This is a genomic window from Arboricoccus pini, from assembly GCF_900187945.1.
In the GTDB taxonomy this organism is placed as follows: Bacteria; Pseudomonadota; Alphaproteobacteria; order Geminicoccales; family Geminicoccaceae; genus Arboricoccus; species Arboricoccus pini.
On the sequence record NZ_FYEH01000007.1, the window covers coordinates 33,475 to 49,444 of the forward strand.

Sequence of the window (15,970 nt, forward strand, 5' to 3'; positions counted from 1 at the left end):
CGGGCGTTAATCTTAGAGCTATTCGCAAAGGGCTCCAATCGCTGCAGGGCGAGAAGATTGCCACTATCCGGAAAAACCGTGACGCCCAGCCAGGGCGACAATACCAACCAGGGGCACGCAGGCCGGCCGACCATGCGACCTTCGCGCCCCGAGCTGCTGCATAGGTTCGTCGCTTGTTAGCGCTTATCGATCGCTACGAAGGGGCGCTGGGCCGGACCCTTATAGAGCTGCCGCGGACGGCCGATCTTCTGCTCGGGATCCTCAATCATCTCGCTCCATTGCGCGATCCAGCCGACTGTTCGGGCAAGCGCGAAGATCGCTGTGAACATCTTGGTGGGAATGCCCATGGCCTCGAGGATGATGCCCGAATAGAAGTCGACATTGGGGAAAAGCTTTCGATCGCGGAAATAATCATCCTCGAGCGCGATATGCTCGAGTTCGCGAGCGATCGCCAGCTTGGGGTTGTTCTTCTGGCCCAGCTCCGCCAGCACCTGATCGGCGCTCTCCTTGAGCACGCCGGCCCGAGGGTCGTAGTTCTTGTAGACGCGATGGCCAAAGCCCATCAGGCGGAAGGAATCGTTCTTGTCCTTGGCGCGCGCCAGGCATTCCGGGATGCGATCGACCGAGCCGATTTCCTCCAGCATCTTGACCACCGCCTCGTTGGCACCGCCATGGGCCGGCCCCCACAAGGCGGCGATGCCGCCCGCGATTGCCGCGTAAGGCGAGGCACCGGTCGAGCCGATCAGCCGGACCGTCGAGGTCGAGGCGTTCTGCTCGTGGTCGGCATGCAGGATGAAGATGCGATCCAGCGCCTTGGAGAGCGTCGGATTGACCTTGTAGGGCTCACAAGGGATGCCGAACATCATGTAGAGGAAATTGGCGGCGTATCCCAGATCGTTGCGGGGATACTGGAAGGGCTGGCCCACCGAATATTTATACGCCATGGCGGCGATGGTCGGCATCTTGGCGATGAGCCGGAAGCTTGCGATCTCGCGCTTCTTCGGATCCTCGACGTCCAGATCCTCATAGTAGAAGGCCGAGAGCGCGCCGACCAGGCCGATCATGACCGCCATCGGATGGGCATCGCGCCTGAAGCCTCGCACGAGATGGTTGATCTGCTCGTGCAGCATCGTGTGGTAGGTGACGTTGTTGACGAACGATTCGTACTCGGATGCCGAGGGCAGCTCGCCTTTGAGGATCAGATAGGCGACTTCGAGAAAATTGCTGTTCTTGGCCAAGTCCTCGATCGTATAGCCACGATGGAGGAGCACGCCTTCGTCACCGTCGATATAGGTGATCTTGGAGGTGCAGGACGCCGTCGAGGTAAAGCCCGGGTCGTAGGTAAACATGCCTGTGCCGGCATAGAGCTTGCGCACGTCGATGACGTCGGGGCCGATCGCGCCGCTCAGAATCGGGAATTCGACGCGGCGATTATCGCCGGCATCCAGCGTGACGGCTCGCGTGGCAGCTTCACTCATCGTTTCGCTCCTGGATGGTTGCGGATCATCCGATGTTTGCGGTGCAGCATCCGACGCCCGTTTCGCAGCTATCTAGAACCTTGGGCTGCCCGCATCAATTCGTCGCAAGCGCAGCAGGGTTGCGACCAGCGGTGACATCCGCCAGGCGAGCCAGCGTTTCCTCTCGGCCGAGAACCCTCATGACCTCGAAAAGACCTGGCGAAACATTGCTTCCCGTCACGGCGGCCCGCAGCGGCTGGGCCAGCTTGCCGAAGCCGATGCCTGCAGCTTCCGCCGCCTCGCGGCAGACGGCCTCAAGGCTGGCTTCGTCCCAGCTCGGCAGCGCCGCAAGCGGTGCCGCGAGGCTGGCCAGCCGGTCGCGCGCCTCGTCGGTCAGGAGACCCGCTGCCTTGGCGTCCAAAGGGAGGGGCCGGGCGCGCAGATAGATCGCGGCGGCGGCGGCCAGATCGACCAGCGTGCGCGCCCGCTGCTTCAGCCCGTCCATGCCCGCCAGCAGTCGGGCCCGACCCGTCGCATCGGCTTCCAAGCCTGCCTTCGCCAGGAAAGGGTCCAAAAGATCGAGCAATTCCGCGTTCGGTCGCTGGCGGAGATAATGCGCGTTCAGGTTCTCAAGCTTGCCCATGTCGAGACGCGACGGCCCCCGGCCGACATCCTTGATGTCGAACCAGGCGATCGCATCGTCGATCGAGATGATCTCCTCGTCACCATGGCCCCAGCCGAGGCGCAGGAGATAATTGCGCACCGCCTCGGGAAGAAGCCCCATCTCCCGATACTCGGTAACGGCCAGCGCGCCGTGTCGCTTTGAGAGCTTTGCCCCGTCCGGCCCGTGGATCAGCGGGATATGGGCAAAGCGCGGCAGTGCGGCACCGATCGCCTGGTAGAGCTGGGCCTGGCGAAATGTATTGGTCAGATGATCGTCGCCACGGATCACATGGGTGATGCCCATGTCGATATCATCGACGACGACGGAATGCATGTAGGTGGGCGTGCCGTCGGAGCGGAGCAGAATCATGTCGTCGAGCTGGTCGTTGCGCACCGTGACCCTGCCTTGGACAAGGTCATCGATGACGGTCTCGCCTTCGGTCGGCGCACGCAGACGGATGACGGGGGACACGCCCTCGGGCGCCTCGCTCGGATCACGATCGCGCCATTTGCCGTCATAGCGAACCGGCAGCTTTTGTGCCTGCTGGGCAGCTCGACGCGCCTCGGCCTCGGCTGGCGTTTCGTAGCAACGATAGGCCAAGCCCTTGGCCAGGAGTTGCTCCGCCACCTCCCGATGGCGCTCCGCACGGGCAAACTGGAAGACCGGCGGCGCGTCCGCGTCGAGACCCAGCCAGCTCAGCCCGTCCAGGATGGCCTGGACGGCTGCCTCGGTCGAGCGCTGCCTGTCCGTGTCCTCGATGCGCAGAACATAGCGGCCACCCGTGTGTCGGGCATAGAGCCAGTTGAAGAGCGCGGTCCGCGCACCACCAATGTGCAGATAACCGGTAGGCGAAGGCGCGAAACGAACGACGACACTCATGATTGAAAAGCCGTGGTTGAAAGAAGCGTGATCTGGCATGACAAGGCGGGAAAAGGCCCGCCATGGGCGTGATTGCTTAGCACAGGCGGCACGCAGCGTCAGCGCGGGCTGCCGGTCTCAGCAGGCAAAGGGCGACAGGGCGCTTGACGACGAGCCTGGCCAACAGCGACGACGAGGGTAATGCGCGTCCAGTCACGCGTTCGGCCCTCATGCGGCCCGTCGCCTGGTTGCGATCGCATCTCCGGGCCGAGGCAGACCGCTGGTTCCTGTTCGTCCCGATCGCCCTCGCCCTGGGCATCATCCTCTATTTCAGCCAGTCGGTCATGCCGGCTGGCTGGCTCGCCTTGCCGGTTTTCCTTTTCATGCTGGCCAGCGGCGCCATCGCGTGGCGACTGGGCGAGCGGCGTCCGCTTCGCATGCTGGCGCTGTCGGGCCTTGCCTTCATGTCGCTAGGGTACCTGGCGGCCGCCCTTCGCCTCGCGATGGTGGAGGCGCCCGTTCTCGGCCGGGCCGGAACCTACGGGCTCCTAGGTACGATCGTCGAACTGCAGCCGACGGCAAATGGGGCAAGGCTCCTCCTTGCCGACGTTGCGATCGATGGCCTGGCACCTGCGGCAACGCCAGCCCTCGTCCGTGTCGCCGTCCGCATGGCGACGCCGATCGCCACCGGCGATCGCGTCCATCTCCTGGCGCGCCTGCAACGGCCCCAGGGACCAGCCTTGCCCGGCGGATTCGACTATGCGCGGCAGGCGTATTTCCAGCGCATCGGTGCCCTGGGATTTGCCTTCGGCAAGGTCGATCTGGTGGGGCATACCGGCAGCGTGCCCCTGGCCCAGACCGCCAATCCCCTTCGTCAGCGTATCGCCGAGCGCATCATCTCCTTCTGGCCGGGGCCGACGGGGCAGATGTCGGCAGCACTCCTTACAGGCCTCGATGCCGGTATCGACCAGGCGACATGGTCCGACATGCAGCGCTCGGGCCTGGCCCATCTCATTTCAATCTCCGGCCTGCACATGGCAATCGTAGCCGGCACCATGTTCCTCGTCCTTCGCTACGGTCTGGCCCTGATTCCGCCTCTGGCGCTCCGTTTTCCAGTCAAGAAGCTGGCGGCTATCGGCGCCATGCTGGCTGTTACCGGCTATCTCCTGATCTCGGATGGCTCGGTTCCGGCGGTACGCTCCTGGCTCATGGTGCTGGTATCCTTCACAGCCGTCCTCTTGGATCGTAACCCGTTTTCGCTCCGCCTCTTGGCCTTTGCCGCCATCGTCGTCCTCCTTTATCGGCCCGAGAGCCTGCTGGGCGCTTCCTTCCAGCTTTCCTTCGCGGCGGTCCTGGCACTGATGTCGGCCTATGAGGCCGGTGCTGCCAGACTCACCCAGAACCGTCGTGAGGACCCACCGTTCTGGCAAGGGCCGATTCTCTATGTCGCCGCCGCCATCGTCTCGACAGTGATCGCCACCGCCGCGACGACGCCGCTCGCGGCCTATCATTTCCAGAACATCACCACCTTCGGGGCGCTGGCCAATCTTCTGGCCATCCCGCTTTCCACCTTCGTCACCATGCCGGCCGGCATGCTGGGCCTGGCGCTGATGCCGCTCGGGCTCGACCGGCCGGCCTTCCTTTTGATGAACGCCAGCGTCTGGGTCATCCTCAAGATCGCGCATCTGGCGGCCTCCCTGCCGGGCTCGGCCTTCCTTGTAGTCCAAGCCCCCATCCTGGCCCTCGTCCTCTTCGGCATCGGCATGGTCTGGCTTTGCCTCTGGCGCGGACGGTGGCGGGCCTTCGGCCTGCCGCTTCTGCTCGGCTCCTTCGTGCTCATTTTGCGGGCACAGGCTCCAGACATGCTGGTGCAGCCCTATTTTGACATGGCGGCGGTCCGCGATCCGGATGGCTCGCTCCGTCTGCTCAGCCGACAGAGCAACAGCATCATCCGCTCGAGCTGGCTGCGCGCCATGGGTCAGCAGGCTGCCAACGCTTTCCCCTTACCGTTCACGGGGGCCGAGAGGGATCTTAGCTGCGATGCATCGGGCTGCCTGCTCGCGCGACACGGCCGGCGCCTGGCCCTGAGCTTTGACGCTGGGGCCGTCGCCGAGGATTGCGCCCAGGCCGATCTCGTCATTGCCTCAGTCGGTGCGGAGCGCTGTGAAAAAGGGGGGGCTCGCCTGCTGGGCCCACGGGCATTAAGGTCGTCCGAAGGGGTCGCAGTCTGGTGGACGGGCAGCGATCTCGTGCTCGAAAAGGTGTCCGACGACCGGGGGCGGTGGCCCTGGACCTGGCATCCGGGGCAGGGGCACGAGACGGATCAGACGGCCGATGCGCCGGTTGCTGCCTTGCCGGATGCGACGTCAGGCCCTAATCCCGGCGCCGAATAAGCCACCAAGGGCGTTCCTTCATGCGCGTGCGCTTTGCCCCCAGCCCCACAGGACTATTGCATCTGGGCAATGCCAGGACTGCGATCGTCAACTGGCTGGCGGCCCGCCAGGCCGGCGGTATATTTCTTTTGCGGATCGACGATACCGATATCGAGCGCTCGCGCCCGGAGCTTGCCCTGACCATCGACGCGGATCTGGCCTGGCTGGGGCTCGATGTCGACGAGCGCGCCGTCCAGAGCCAGAGGACCGCCGTCTACGAGCGTCATTTCGCCGGGCTCGCCGCCGGGGATCGTCTTTATCCGGCATACGAAACGCCCGAAGAGTTGGCGGCGATGCGCCAGCGCCTCAAGGACAAGAACCTCCCCCCGCGCTACGATCGTACCAGCCTCAGGCTCGCGGCCGCCGACCGACAGCGCCTTGAGGCGGAGGGCAGGAAGCCGCACTGGCGCCTGCGCCTGAGCGACCGGCGGATCGATTTCGTCGATCGCGTGCGCGGCCCGCAGCGCATCGATCTACGACATCTTTCCGATCCCGTGCTGCGACGGGCGGATGGCAGCTTCACCTATACCTTCGCCTCCGTCGTCGACGATCTCGACCTCGGCGTCACCGAGGTCATCCGCGGCGAGGACCATCTGACCAACACGGCGGTTCAGATTGACCTCATGGAGGCTCTGGGCGGTCGCCCCCCCGATTTCGGCCATCTGCCGCTAATCCTCGATGCGGGCGGCCAAAAGGTCAGCAAGCGCCTGGGCGCAGCCACTTTGGCTGACCTCAGGGAGCAAGGCGTCGAGCCTCTGGCCATCCTCCAGGTCCTGGCCGCCCTCGGCACGGGCCGGCCGGCTTGCGCGGAGGCGACGCTTGCGGAACTCGTTGCCGGTTTCGATCTCGCGGCCTTCGGTACCGCCCAGCCGCGCCTCGCTACGGCCGACATTGCCCGCCATTCGGCGGCGGTCCTGCACCATCTGGACTTCGTATCCGTCCAGGCGCGGCTCGAGGGCATGGGACTGGCCGGGCTCGACCAGCCATTCTGGAATGCCATCCGGGCTAATCTCGAGCGGCTCGAGGATGCGGGGCTCTGGTGGTCGATCTGCCAGGAGCCGCTCCAGCCCGTCATCGAGGATAGCGCCTATCTGGCCACAGCCGCCAATCTTCTTGGCCAATCGAGCTCGGTTGAAGCCTGGCTGGATGCTCTCAAGGAGGCCAGCGGCCGCAAGGGCAAGGCGCTCTTCCACCCACTCAGGCTGGCGCTCACGGCGCGCGAGCGTGGACCCGACCTGGGAACTCTGCTAGCGCTGATGGGCAAAGATCGTGCCGTCATGCGGCTGCGCGGGCAAGTCGCCTGAATTCTTGTTCCATTAACTGATACCGCGAAAAGATTGCCTAAGGTGCCAGAGCTCCACCTGACCAACACGCTTACCCGGACGAAGGAGCGCTTCGTCCCCATCGATCCCGCGAATGTCAGGATGTATGTCTGCGGTCCGACGGTCTATCAGCGCATCCACATCGGCAACGCGCGGCCGATCATCATCTTCGACATCCTGTTCCGGTTGTTGCGCCAGATCTATGGCGAGGCGGCGGTCTCCTATGTCCGCAACATCACCGACATCGACGACAAGATCATCGACCAGGCCAAGGCCAACGGTGAACCGATCGAGGCGCTGACCGCCCGGACGAGCGAGGCTTTCCTTGCCGACTGCGTGGCGTTGGGTTGCCTCTCGCCCAGCCACCAGCCGCGCGCCACGGCGCATATCGAGGGGATGGTGCAACTCATCGGCCTGCTTGTTGCCAAGGGGCACGCCTACGAGGCGGAAGGGCATGTCCTCTTCTCCGTTCCCTCAATGCCGGACTACGGCCAACTCTCGAACCGCTCGCGTGACGAGATGGTGGCGGGCGCCCGCGTCGAGGTAGCCCCCTACAAGCGCGACCCTGCCGATTTCATTCTCTGGAAGCCCTCCAAGGACGGCCAGCCTGGCTGGGACAGTCCGTGGGGACGGGGTCGTCCCGGCTGGCATATCGAATGCTCAGCCATGGCCGAAGCCTTGCTGGGCCCACTGCCTTTCGACATTCACGGTGGTGGCCTCGATCTGATCTTCCCGCATCACGAAAACGAGATCGCCCAAAGCCGTGGCGCCCACGATGCGTCCGCCATGGCCAGATACTGGGTTCATAACGGCTTCGTCGACATGCGTGGTGAGAAGATGTCGAAGTCCCTGGGCAACGTGCTGCGCGTCGACGACGCGCTGGCCATCGTCCCGGGAGAGGCCATCCGCTTCTTCATCCTGGGGGCACATTATCGTCAGCCGCTGGATTGTACGCCCGAAGGGCTGCGCGAGGCGGAGGAGACGCTGACCCGCTTCTACAAGGTGCTCGAACTGACCGGGCTCGGCGGCCCGGACGACGACGAGGAAGGCCAGCCAGCAGCCGAGTTCCTGGCGGCCCTGAGCGATGACTTAAACACCCCCAGGGCCATTGCCGAACTGCATGGCCTGGCCACGCGTGTCTTCACAGCCCACATCCAGGAGCGCGATCCCGCCGGGGCGAGGGGCATCGCCTTGACCTTCAAGGCCTCGGCCAAACTTTTGGGCCTTCTTAACGACGATCCGGCGCACTGGCTGCGCGGCCGGGCTGGCGTCGACGGCCCTCGCATCGAAGCTTTGATTGAGGAGCGCCGCGCGGCCCGCGCCGGCAGGGACTTCGCCCGTGCCGATGCGATCCGTAAGCAGCTGGCCGACGAGGGCGTGGAGCTCGAGGACCGCAAGGATGGCACGACCGGCTGGGTCCAAAAGCGGTCCGCGGTCTGAGCCCATGACAACTTCGATGAAGCAGACCAAGGGCGACCGCGACTGGGTCGATGCCCTCCCGGCGGCACCAGTCGTGATTCTTTGCCGCCCACAGATCGGCGAGAATGTCGGTGCCGCCGCGCGCGCCATGCTGAATTTCGGCTTGCGCGACCTGCGGCTGGTGAAGCCTGAATGCGGTTGGCCGAATGCCAAGGCGGTCGCCATGGCGTCGGGCGCGACCGTCGTCCTCAACGAGGTTCAGATTTTCGACACGTTCGAAGCCGCCACTGCGGACCTGCATCACCTCTATGCCACGACTGCCCGTCTGCGTGAGATGAAGAAGCCCGTCGTGACGCCTGGCGAGGCGATGATCCGTGCCAAGGCGCAGCTCGAGGCCGGCCACGGCGTGGGCCTGGTCTTCGGCGCCGAGCGCACGGGTCTCGAGAACGAGGAACTGGTCCTGGCCGATGCCCTGGTGCGCATCCAGACCAATCCCGATTTCAGCTCCTTGAACCTCGCTCAGGCCGTGCTCTTGATCGTGCATGAATGGGGCAAGGTGGTCGATCTGGGAGCCGGTCAACGGCTTCTGCCCAAGGAGATGGCAGAGGATGTGCCGGCCACCAAGGGCGACATTGCGGGACTGCTCGACCATATGCTGGTCGAACTCGAGGCGGTCGATTTCTTCAAGAGCCCGCAGCGGCGGGTCAGCCTCGGCAATGCTGTCAAGCTGATGATCGAGCGTCGCGGCTGGACGCAGGCGGAGGTCAACCTCATGCGCGGTATCGTCCGGGAGATCGCCACGGGTCACCGTCCCCGCTGACGGGCTGTCCAATGGAAAGTCAGTCGTTCCTGCTTCGCGTGCACGCCGCCTACAAGGATCCAGCACTTGTCGTGCTCGAAGGGCTGCATGCGCTCAAGCATGCGATTCGCTTTAAGGCGGAGGTCGAATTGGCACTCACCGCCGATGCTTCAGTGCCAGAAGGCCTCGCGGCCAGGCTCGCACCCGACATCCTGCCGCAGCTACGCCGGCATCTGGTCGAGGTGCCGGCGGACGTTTTCGCCCGATTAGCCCCTAAGGCACCTGCAAGCGGCATCATCGCCATCGCGCGGCGACCCGACGTCACCCTTCAGGCGATCCTGGAGCGGCCGGGGCCTGTCGTTCTTCTCGATCGACCGACCCACCCGGGCAATGTCGGCGCCGTGGTGCGCGTGAGTGCCGCCGCGGCTGCGGCGGGTGTATTGACGACGGGACAGCTTGACCCCTGGGGCGCTCCGGTGCTGCGCGGCAGCGCCGGGTTGCATTTCGCCCTGCCCGTCCTGCGGATCGAGGATCTGGGCCAGGTAAGCCGGCCGATCCTGGCGCTCCATCCCGAAGGCCAGCCTTTGACCGCGGAAAGCCTGCGCGAGCGGCCGATCCTGGTCTTCGGCTCCGAGCGCCGCGGGCTCGATCCCTCCTGGCTGCAGCGAGCCGATCGTCGGCTGACGATCCCCATGGCAGCAGGGGTTTCGAGCCTCAATCTTGCCACGTCCGTGGCCGTGACGCTCTATGCCGACAGGCTGGGCTCCGCTTGCTAAGCCGGGTTAGCTCGCCTAGACGAGGCGCCAAATCGACACCGACTGGAAGTCCGAGGGCCATGTCCGATACCGCCACCCTGATCGCCGACTATTATGCCGCCTTCAATCGTGGCGACGTCGAGGGGATGCTGGCGCTCTTGAGCGATGACGTCGCCCATGACGTCAATGAGAGCGGGCGCGAGCCGGGCAGGGCGGCCTTCAAGAACTTCATGGCGCGTATGAACCATTGCTACCGCGAGAATCTGACCGACATCGTCGTCATGGTCTCCGCCGATGGCGCGCGGGCGGCCGCCGAGTTCATCGTGAACGGCACCTATCTTTCAACCGATGCCGGCCTGCCGGAAGCTCGTGGACAGACCTACAAGCTGCCGGGTGGCGCCTTCTTTACCGTCAAGGAGGGGAAGATCGCGCGCGTGACCAACTATTATAATCTGCAGGAGTGGCTGCGTCAGGTTCAGGCCTGACGACACGCCGGCACGATGGACCTATCCCTTCTTCGCAACCCTGAGAACTGGCGCGACATCGTCCGCGAGGTGGTGGTGCATGGACTGGTGGTGGTCCCCCGGGACCGCCGCCGCCTGCTCGACCGGCGCTGGCGCGGGTTGGACGAACTGCGACGACTGGGTAGCGCGGATACCGTTATTGTCTCCTATGGCAAGAGCGGTCGGACCTGGTTGCGGGTGATGGTCTCGCGCTATTTCCAGAGGCGCTATGCGCTGCCGGAAGGCCAGGCGCTCGAGTTCGACAATCTCTATCGGCTCAATCCGCGCGTGCCGCGGATCCTCTTCACCCACGCCAATTATATTCGCGATGCGACCGGCCACTGGGATAATCGGGCGGAATTTCGCTCCAAGCGCGTTCTTCTTCTCGTCCGCGATCCCGTCGATACCGCCGTCTCTCAATATTACCAGTGGCGCCACCGCATGCGCGGCTGGAAGAAGATCTTGAACGATTATCCGCCGCCCGGTGCGGAAAGCTCGATCTTCGACTTTGTGATGAGTGAACGCTGTGGCCTGCCCAAGATCGTCGATTACCTTGCCGTCTGGGAACGCGAACTGCCGCATCTGCGCCAGCACGAGGTCGTCTCCTATGAGGAGATGCGCAAGGACGCGGCCGCGCCCCTGATGCGGGTCCTTCGCTTCTTTGGCGAGGAGCCGAGCGAAGCCGAGATCGCCGATGCCGTCGCCTATGGCAGCCTTGAGAACATGCGTGCCCTCGAGGCTACCGGTGGGATCGCCTTCGCCGGGCGGCGGATGAAGCCCGGCTCCAGCGATCCGCAGAGTTTCAAGACGAGGCGTGGCAAGGTCGGCGGCTGGCGGGACGAGTTCACGCCCGATCAGATCGCAACGATCGAGGCCTGGCTGGCGGGACAGGCACCGCTTCCCTTCGGCTACTGAGTCGCATTCGCCTCAGCTGGCATCGAAGACGATGCAGGTCGTCTGGCCATGGGCGAAGAGTTTGTTCCCGACCCTGACATCGCCCTCGGCGGTCGCCGTCTGGTGACCTGCATGCAGGACACGGCCGGTCACGCGCACCTTTCGCAGGGCCGGGACAACCGGACGGATATAGCGCGTCGAGAGTTCCAGCGTCGCGTGCAGACGGCCTTGCGGCAGAGTTGTCAGGATGGCCAGGCCCATGGCGGTATCGAGGAGCGTTGCGAGCCAGCCGCCCTGGCCGACGCCACGGAAATTCAAGATCCATGGCTCGACGCCGGCCTCACAGACCACCAAACCTTCCTCGACGCTTGCAAGCTCAAGTCCGACCGTCTGCCAGATCGGCGCTGGCGGCACATCTCCCGTCAGCATGCCACGGACGATCGACAGGCCATCCAGGGTCGCTAGATGTCCGCGATCGGCCGGCGGTGCCTCGAAGGCGTAAGTGCGCTCTGGCATGGCAGTTTCAGGAGAATGCCTGTAGCCCGGTCTGGGCGCGGCCGAGGATCAAGGCGTGAATGTCGTGGGTCCCCTCGTAGGTGTTGACCGCCTCGAGGTTCATGACGTGGCGAATGACGTGATATTCGTCGGCGATGCCGTTGCCGCCGTGCATGTCGCGCGCCTGACGGGCGATATCGAGTGCCTTGCCGCAATTATTGCGCTTGATAAGGCTGATCATCTCCGGTGCCCAGCGGCCCTCATCGATGAGTCGCCCTACCCTTAGCGCCGCTTGCAGGCCTAGCGTTATCTCGGTCTGCATGTCGGCCAGCTTTTTCTGGATGAGTTGGTTGGCGGCCAAGGGCTTGCCGAACTGCTTGCGCTCCATCGTGTAGTTCCGGGCCTGCAGCCAGCAAAACTCGGCGGCGCCCATCGTCCCCCACGCAATGCCGAAACGGGCCTTGTTGAGGCAACCGAACGGCCCTTTCAGGCCCTTGACGTTGGGAAGATGGTTTTCGTCGGGGACGAACACCTCGCTCATCATGATCATCCCGGTCGTCGAGGCCCTGAGGCTGAATTTGCCCTCGATCTTGGGCGTCGTCAGGCCCTTGGCCCCCCGTTCGATGACGAAGCCGAGAATTGTGCCTTCCTCATCTTTGGCCCAGATGATGCAAAGATCGGCGATCGGCGAATTGGTGATCCAGTTCTTCGAACCGGAGATGATCCATCCCCCGTCCACCTTCTTCGCTCGTGTGCGCATGCCGCCCGGGTCCGAGCCGAAATCGGGCTCCGTCAGGCCAAAGCAACCGACGAGTTCGCCCGTTGCCAGCCGCGGCAGCCAGCGCTCGCGCTGCGCTTTCGTGCCATAGGCGTGGATCGGATACATGACGAGCGAGGATTGGACGCTCATGGCGGATCGATAGCCCGAATCGATCCGCTCGACCTCGCGCGCCACCAGGCCATAGGCGACGTGCGAGGCACCGGCACCGCCATCTTCCTCGGGCAGGGTGGCGCCCAGGAAACCGAGTGCGCCCATCTCGGTCAAGATCTCCCGATCGAACGTCTCATGGCGGTTGGCTTCGACGATCCGCCGCAGGAGCTGGCCCTGGCAATAATCCCTCGCACTGTCGCGGATCAGGCGCTCATCCTCGCTCAACTGGCTGTCCAGATCGAAGGGATCGGCCCAGTCGAAGGCGAATGCCCGTGTCGCTTCTCGTTCCGTCATCGTCCTGTCCACAGCCTGCGCCTATCGAATTCTTGCTTTTGGGTTCCAGCAGCAAGTCTATCGCAGCCGGGCCCGCAAGGCACCCCCGGTCCGATCGCGCGACCGGACGCATCCCGTGCTAGAACATCTGAAGGACCGGGGTCCCGCCACTTAGAGCTAATGGTGAGTTCGATGACGTTGGAAGAGTTCGGTGCGTTCGGGATTCGTCACATGACGGTGTTCGACGATCCCGAGGGCGCCGTGCGGGAAGTCGAGCGGCTTTATGAGCAATCGATGACAAGGCTGGAGCAAGCCTTTGCCGATATGTGCCGAGGCAAGCCGCCGGAGGTGATGCCCGACGCCTGCTATCCGTTCGTCGGGGTGCGGGTCGGGCGGCCCGAGCTCAATCACGATGCACGGCTATCTTATGGCGTGCTTCACGATCCCGGCCTCTACGGCGCCACATTGACCCGGCCCCAGCTCTTTCGCGATTATTACAAGACGCAGCTCGGCATCTTGATGGCGAACCACGCGGTACCGGTCGTCGTCGGTCTCAGCCGCCGGCCCATTCCCTTGCCTTTCGCCATCGATGAGATTTCGGCCGACGTGCCGCCCGAGCGGGTCAACGAGCTGCAGCATGTCTTCGCCATGCCCGATCTCAGCCGGACGGACGACGCCATCGCCAATGGTACTTGGCGGCGCGGGCCGGATGCGCCCTCGCCCCTGGCGCTCTTCTCAGCCGAGCGCGTCGACTACAGCCTGCACCGGTTGCATCACTATACCGGCACCATGCCCGAGTTCTTTCAACGCTTCGTGCTGCTGACTAACTATCAGCGCTACATCGATCATTTTCTCGACTATGCGCGCAGCGAGATCACTAGCGGCGAGGAATATGACCGCTTGGTCGAGCCCGGCAACGTCGTGACCTGCAATCCGCGCCTCACGAGCGAGCCATCCTCAGGCCATCCGCCTGCCAGCCTGCCACAGATGCCGGCCTATCATCTGACCCGGCCCGACGGTCGCGGGGTGACGATGATCAATATCGGCGTCGGGCCGAGTAATGCGCGCAACATTACCGACCATGTGGCGGTCTTGCGTCCCCATTGCTGGCTGATGCTCGGCCATTGCGCCGGCCTGAGGCGCAGCCAGCGGCTTGGTGACTATGTCCTGGCGCATGGCTATGTGCGCGAGGACAAGGTCCTGGACGACGAACTGCCGCTCTTCGCGCCGGTGCCGCCGATAGCCGAGGTGCAAATGGCGTTGCAGGAAGCCATGGCCAGCGTGACGGGGCTGCATGGCCTCGACCTCAAGACGCGGATGCGCACTGGCACGGTAGCCACCGTGGCCAACCGCAACTGGGAGCTGCGCTTCGACGAATCATGGTTGCGGCTCAATCAGTCCCGCGCCATCGCGCTCGACATGGAGAGCGCCACCATCGCCGCCAACGGTTTTCGCTTCCGTGTGCCCTACGGCACGCTGCTTTGCGTGTCGGACAAGCCATTGCATGGCGAAATCAAGATGCGCGGCATGGCGAACACGTTTTATCGCGAGCGGATCAATCAGCATCTTCAGATCGGCCTCGAGGCCGTCCGCATCCTGCGCGCTCAGGGTCCCGAGCGCCTGCATTCGCGCAAGCTGCGCAGCTTCGACGAACCCGCCTTCCGCTAGCCATGGCGCTCCCAGTCGGCCCCGCCATGGCTAGAAGCCGACGCGGTCCACCGTGCGTACGGTTCCCTTGACCATGCGATAAACGAACCAGAGAAACGCCAAGCCCCAGACGAGCCAGCCGATCCCGACGAACATGAAGATGAAGCCCACGACCGACCATACCAGCGACCACCAAAAGACGCTGATCTGGTTGTCGAAATGACTGGCATAGATGGTCTCTCGCGCATCGCTCGCCTTCACATAGGCGAGGATAAGCGCCACCAACGAGGTGATGCCGCCGGTAAACAGGCTGGCGAAGTTCAAGCCGTAACCGGCAAGCGCCCAACCGCGCAGGCTGTCGTCGCGCGCGCGCCATCCGGGCTCCATCACCAACAAACGGCCAGGGTCGGCATACTGGTCATACGACACGCGGGCCACTCCAAGCTGTGGGCGGGGACATCCATGTTAACATCATTAACATAGGTGCCTGCCTGCCGGCTTGAAGGGTACCCACGCCGAATTTTGCGCTAGGCGGCAAGCTCGAGAGCGGGGTCGACATGCGTGGCCGCCTCGAGGAGGACGGCGGAAGTAGCCTTAGAGCTTATGGCGTGCGTGGAGAGATGCCGCCGCCAGGCCCGGGCGCCGGGGAGGCCGTTGAAGAGCCCTAGCATGTGTCGCGTAATCGATTTGACCGGCACGCCGGCCTCGGCCTCTCGATCGATATAGGCACGCATGGCCTCGACGATCTCGATCCGGCCGAGCGGCGGCAGCGGACCGAAGATGGCGGCATCAAAGGCGCGAAGCGCGATCGGATTCTCGTAAGCCTCGCGCCCGATCATCACGCCGTCGAGCAAGGGAAGATGGGCACATGCCGCCGCGACCTGCCGAAGGCCGCCATTCAAGATGATCTCGAGCTCCGGGGCGCGCTCCTTCAGCGCATGGACCAGTTCGTACCGGAGCGGCGGCAGGTCGCGGTTCTCCTTGGGGCTGAGCCCTTTGAGCCATGCCTTGCGCGCATGCACGATGAAGGTGCTGCAGCCCGCCGCCGCGACCTCGTCGACGAAGGCCAGGAGAAAGGGCATGTCCTCGACATCGTCGACGCCGATCCGGCATTTGACTGTCACCGGCAGGCTCGTGGCACGGATCATCGCGGCGACACAACGGGCAACCAGCGCCGGCTCCCGCATCAGGCAGGCGCCAAAGCTGCCACGCTGGACCCGCTCCGACGGGCAGCCGCAATTAAGGTTCACCTCCGCAAAGCCCGCTTCTTCGGCCAGTGCCGCGCAGGCGGCCAGCTCGCCGGGCTCGCTGCCGCCCAGCTGAAGTGCCAGGGGATGCTCCGCCGTGTCATGGCCGAGAAATCGCTGGCGGTCGCCATGCAGAAGCGCGCCGGTGGTCACCATTTCCGTATAGAGCACTGCGCGCGGCGTGATGAGACGATGGAAGAACCGGCAATGCCGGTCGGTCCAATCCAGCATGGGGGCCACGCATAGACGACGGTCGAGTCCGGTCAAGGCGGGT

Annotated in this window: 14 protein-coding genes; 8 read left to right on the forward strand and 6 right to left on the reverse strand. The window is 64.3% G+C overall.

Annotated features, from left to right (window positions below; all coding sequences use genetic code 11):
* Nucleotides 1-176 precede the first annotated feature (176 nt).
* Together gltA and gltX are read right to left on the reverse strand one after the other, a co-directional pair.
* Nucleotides 177-1,478: a citrate synthase gene (gltA, locus tag CFB17_RS11045; RefSeq protein WP_088561610.1), complete on the reverse strand. Its 1,302-nt coding sequence runs from the start codon at nucleotides 1,476-1,478 to the stop codon at nucleotides 177-179.
* A 94-nt stretch (nucleotides 1,479-1,572) separates the two neighbouring features.
* On the reverse strand, nucleotides 1,573-3,000 hold the full coding sequence (gene gltX, locus CFB17_RS11050) for a glutamate--tRNA ligase (RefSeq protein WP_088561611.1): 1,428 nt from the start codon (nucleotides 2,998-3,000) through the stop codon (nucleotides 1,573-1,575).
* Nucleotides 3,001-3,143: 143 nt separating this feature from the next.
* Between gltX and CFB17_RS11055 the strand changes: the two genes are divergently transcribed.
* From CFB17_RS11055 to CFB17_RS11085, 7 genes are read left to right on the forward strand one after another with little or no spacing between them, the layout of a single operon-like run.
* Nucleotides 3,144-5,372, forward strand: coding sequence for a ComEC/Rec2 family competence protein (locus CFB17_RS11055; RefSeq protein WP_088561612.1), 2,229 nt, complete (start codon nucleotides 3,144-3,146; stop codon nucleotides 5,370-5,372).
* Nucleotides 5,373-5,392: 20 nt separating this feature from the next.
* The gene (locus CFB17_RS11060) at nucleotides 5,393-6,715 is read left to right on the forward strand and encodes a glutamate--tRNA ligase (protein ID WP_088561613.1); all 1,323 of its coding nucleotides are present in this window, start codon (nucleotides 5,393-5,395) and stop codon (nucleotides 6,713-6,715) included.
* Nucleotides 6,716-6,757: 42 nt separating this feature from the next.
* Complete coding sequence (gene cysS / locus CFB17_RS11065; RefSeq protein WP_207762025.1) at nucleotides 6,758-8,173, forward strand: cysteine--tRNA ligase; 1,416 nt, start codon at nucleotides 6,758-6,760, stop codon at nucleotides 8,171-8,173.
* Between the two features lie 16 nt (nucleotides 8,174-8,189).
* A complete protein-coding gene (locus CFB17_RS11070; protein ID WP_207762026.1) occupies nucleotides 8,190-8,972 on the forward strand; it encodes an RNA methyltransferase in 783 nt (260 codons plus the stop codon).
* Nucleotides 8,973-8,983: 11 nt separating this feature from the next.
* The gene (locus tag CFB17_RS11075; RefSeq protein WP_165769570.1) at nucleotides 8,984-9,727 is read left to right on the forward strand and encodes a TrmH family RNA methyltransferase; all 744 of its coding nucleotides are present in this window, start codon (nucleotides 8,984-8,986) and stop codon (nucleotides 9,725-9,727) included.
* Nucleotides 9,728-9,786: 59 nt separating this feature from the next.
* Nucleotides 9,787-10,191, forward strand: a complete 405-nt coding sequence (locus tag CFB17_RS11080; RefSeq protein ID WP_088561617.1) for a ketosteroid isomerase-related protein — start codon at nucleotides 9,787-9,789, stop codon at nucleotides 10,189-10,191.
* A 15-nt stretch (nucleotides 10,192-10,206) separates the two neighbouring features.
* Entirely contained in the window at nucleotides 10,207-11,124 is a 918-nt protein-coding gene (locus CFB17_RS11085; RefSeq protein WP_088561618.1) for a sulfotransferase domain-containing protein, read from the forward strand.
* A gap of 12 nt (nucleotides 11,125-11,136) precedes the next feature.
* Here CFB17_RS11085 and CFB17_RS11090 read toward each other — a convergent pair whose 3' ends face one another.
* Both CFB17_RS11090 and CFB17_RS11095 read right to left on the reverse strand, forming a co-directional pair.
* Entirely contained in the window at nucleotides 11,137-11,619 is a 483-nt protein-coding gene (locus tag CFB17_RS11090; protein ID WP_088561619.1) for a PaaI family thioesterase, read from the reverse strand.
* A gap of 7 nt (nucleotides 11,620-11,626) precedes the next feature.
* Nucleotides 11,627-12,823: an acyl-CoA dehydrogenase gene (locus CFB17_RS11095; RefSeq protein WP_088561620.1), complete on the reverse strand. Its 1,197-nt coding sequence runs from the start codon at nucleotides 12,821-12,823 to the stop codon at nucleotides 11,627-11,629.
* A gap of 171 nt (nucleotides 12,824-12,994) precedes the next feature.
* Between CFB17_RS11095 and CFB17_RS11100 the strand changes: the two genes are divergently transcribed.
* Nucleotides 12,995-14,470, forward strand: coding sequence for an AMP nucleosidase (locus CFB17_RS11100; RefSeq protein ID WP_088561788.1), 1,476 nt, complete (start codon nucleotides 12,995-12,997; stop codon nucleotides 14,468-14,470).
* Nucleotides 14,471-14,500: 30 nt separating this feature from the next.
* On the opposite strand, the gene CFB17_RS11105 is transcribed toward CFB17_RS11100, so the two are convergent.
* Nucleotides 14,501-14,878, reverse strand: coding sequence for a DUF4870 family protein (locus CFB17_RS11105; RefSeq protein ID WP_207762027.1), 378 nt, complete (start codon nucleotides 14,876-14,878; stop codon nucleotides 14,501-14,503).
* A 98-nt stretch (nucleotides 14,879-14,976) separates the two neighbouring features.
* Entirely contained in the window at nucleotides 14,977-15,963 is a 987-nt protein-coding gene (gene dusA / locus CFB17_RS11110; protein WP_088561622.1) for a tRNA dihydrouridine(20/20a) synthase DusA, read from the reverse strand.
* Nucleotides 15,964-15,970: the final 7 nt, after the last annotated feature.

Bases quoted from the DNA above. Each gene is read 5' to 3' on its own strand.
- gltA (WP_088561610.1), bottom strand. From the start codon at position 1,478: ATGAGTGAAGCTGCCACGCGAGCCGTCACGCTGGATGCCGGCGATAAT.
- gltX (WP_088561611.1), bottom strand. From the start codon at position 3,000: ATGAGTGTCGTCGTTCGTTTCGCGCCTTCGCCTACCGGTTATCTGCAC.
- CFB17_RS11060 (WP_088561613.1), top strand. From the start codon at position 5,393: ATGCGCGTGCGCTTTGCCCCCAGCCCCACAGGACTATTGCATCTGGGC.
- CFB17_RS11070 (WP_207762026.1), top strand. From the start codon at position 8,190: ATGAAGCAGACCAAGGGCGACCGCGACTGGGTCGATGCCCTCCCGGCG.
- CFB17_RS11075 (WP_165769570.1), top strand. From the start codon at position 8,984: ATGGAAAGTCAGTCGTTCCTGCTTCGCGTGCACGCCGCCTACAAGGAT.
- CFB17_RS11080 (WP_088561617.1), top strand. From the start codon at position 9,787: ATGTCCGATACCGCCACCCTGATCGCCGACTATTATGCCGCCTTCAAT.
- CFB17_RS11085 (WP_088561618.1), top strand. From the start codon at position 10,207: ATGGACCTATCCCTTCTTCGCAACCCTGAGAACTGGCGCGACATCGTC.
- CFB17_RS11090 (WP_088561619.1), bottom strand. From the start codon at position 11,619: ATGCCAGAGCGCACTTACGCCTTCGAGGCACCGCCGGCCGATCGCGGA.
- CFB17_RS11095 (WP_088561620.1), bottom strand. From the start codon at position 12,823: ATGACGGAACGAGAAGCGACACGGGCATTCGCCTTCGACTGGGCCGAT.
- CFB17_RS11100 (WP_088561788.1), top strand. From the start codon at position 12,995: ATGACGTTGGAAGAGTTCGGTGCGTTCGGGATTCGTCACATGACGGTG.